Source organism: Melghirimyces algeriensis (assembly GCF_900182565.1).
GTDB classification, from domain to species: domain Bacteria; phylum Bacillota; class Bacilli; order Thermoactinomycetales; family DSM-45169; genus Melghirimyces; species Melghirimyces algeriensis.
In genome coordinates, this window is the sequence record NZ_FXTI01000023.1 from 1 (window position 1) to 2,244 (window position 2,244).

1 protein-coding gene is annotated in these 2,244 nt (G+C 58.8%); it reads left to right on the forward strand.

Annotated features, from left to right (window positions below; genetic code table 11):
• A partial coding sequence (locus FN782_RS16590; protein WP_185956397.1) for a beta-ketoacyl reductase occupies positions 1-2,244 on the forward strand: 2,244 nt, incomplete at both ends.

Genomic DNA, 2,244 nt, shown 5'->3' on the forward strand with positions numbered 1-2,244 from the left:
TGCATCCGCCAGTGCCAAGCAAACCATGAAGAGTATATGGACAACCTGAGGGCGGTGGCGGATTTGTTTGTTCAGGGGTATGAACTGGATTATCCGGCCCTGTTTGCGGATGGGCAATATAGCCGGGTGCCATTGCCCACCTATCCGTTTGCCAAGGAACGGTACTGGGTGTCCCAACCGGATGCACCTGCTACGGCGGAGGTTACACCCTCCCCCATTTCGGAAGAGCCTCAAGCGGCGGCAGAGGTGGCGGATACCGCTGGGGACAGCCAGTTGATGACATTTGCGGAGAGCTGGCAACCGCAACCCTTGCCGGATGAGCGGGTAACCCCGTCGAAGGTATGGGTCTGCTTTCTATCCGATCCCACGCATCAACAGGCGTTGCGCACAGCGGTACAAGCCCGCCATCCGGGAACAGAGGTGATCTTTGTTGCCCAAGGTGCGACCGATCACCAGGAAAGCCCGCATCATTACCAACTGAACCGGGAGGAGGGTCCGGCCTACCGACAAACGCTCAATCAGATCGCGGCTGACTGGGGCACCGGTTTTGCCCTGTTCTATCTATGGCCCTTGGAGGATCGGGCCTCGATACGCGATTATCGGCCCCTTTTCCATCTGCTTCAGGCGGCGGGTGAAGCCCAACCGGCGCGTTTCCTCTGGGCGGGTGAATGGACCACCCCCTTGGAGCGCTGTTATCTGGAATCCTGGATCGGCTGGGAGCGCTCCCTGGGGTTGATTCTGCCCCAGATGGGTGTGGCGGGGATTCTGCGGAAAGTGACACCTGAAGGGTTGGATATGGTTGAATGGCTGGATCGGCTGGCCGATGAACTGGCAAGCCCCGCCCTGGAGAGTGTGCTGTATGAAGGAGACCGGCGGTATGTGTGCCGGATGGAGCCAACAAATGCTCTTCAGGATAAAACGAGTGCCCAGATGATCAAAGAAGGGGGCACCTATCTCATCACCGGTGGTGGCGGGGGATTGGGCCGCCGATTGGCCGCCGGTCTCACCCGCTTGCGATCCGTCAATCTGGTGTTAACGGGTCGGTCGCCTTTATCCGACGCCTTGGCTACGGAGATCCAGCAGTGGGAACAGGCAGGCAGCCAGGTGATCTATTGCCAGGCGGATGTTTGCGACCGGGCGGCCATGGAGAATGTGCGACAGGAGATAAAGGCGCGCTTTGGCGGGATGGATGGGGTGATCCATGCCGCCGGACTGGCCGGAAACAAGTCGCTCTTTACCAAGTCCACTGCCGATTTTGCCCGTGTGTTGGCTCCCAAAGTACAGGGGGTGCAGGTGCTGGATGAGGTCTTTGCCCCGGAATCCCCTGACTTTGTCTGCTACTTCTCTTCTTCATCGGCCATTCTGGGGGATATGGGGGCAGGGGATTATGCGATCGCCAACCGCTTCCTGATGGCTTATGCCCATCAGCGGGAAGTGGCATCTCCCGGCAAGACTCTGGTGATTAACTGGCCGCTGTGGAAAGAAGGCGGAATGGGTCTGGGAGACGATGAACAGACGCATCTGTATCTGGCCTCAAGCGGTCAGCGGGCCTTGGAAACAGAAGAGGGACTGGCCCTCTTTGAACGTCTGTTAGGTCAGGAACCCACACAACAGTTGGTACTGGTCGGTCAGCCGGAGCGGGTGCACCGCTTTTTGGGCCTGGGTCAGACGACGACGGTGGAGTCACCACCGGGGTGGTCGGTCGCCCTGGATTTGCCGGCAGGCCGAGGACGGCGCAAGGAAATGAAGGGATTGAGCGTCCGGCAATGTGTGGAGTGGGACCTGAAGGAAATCGCCTCACAGCTCTTAAAAATCCCCCGGAATCAATTGCACCTAGAGAGTAACCTGGCGGACTTCGGTTTTGACTCGATTACATTGGCCGCCTTTGCCGAGCAACTGACGGTCCATTATGAGGTGGAGATCACCCCGGCGCTCTTTTTTGGCTATCCCACCTTGGGCAAACTGGCCGACTATTATATGACGGAGCACACGGAGTCCATGGCTGCCTTTTACAGGGAAGGAGCGACGGAGAAGTCACAACGGGAGGAGCCCCAGCCGACAATGGTGAAGCCGCTGGAGCAGGAGCGGAAGCCAGAGGAACCTCAAGCATCGGTGAAGCCGGAGAAAGAGCCTATTGCGGTGATTGGGATGAGTGGCCGTTTTCCGGGGGCGCGCAATATCGCTCAGATGTGGGAGCATCTGGCGAACGGTGAGGATCAGGTGCAACCGGCCACCCGTTGGTCC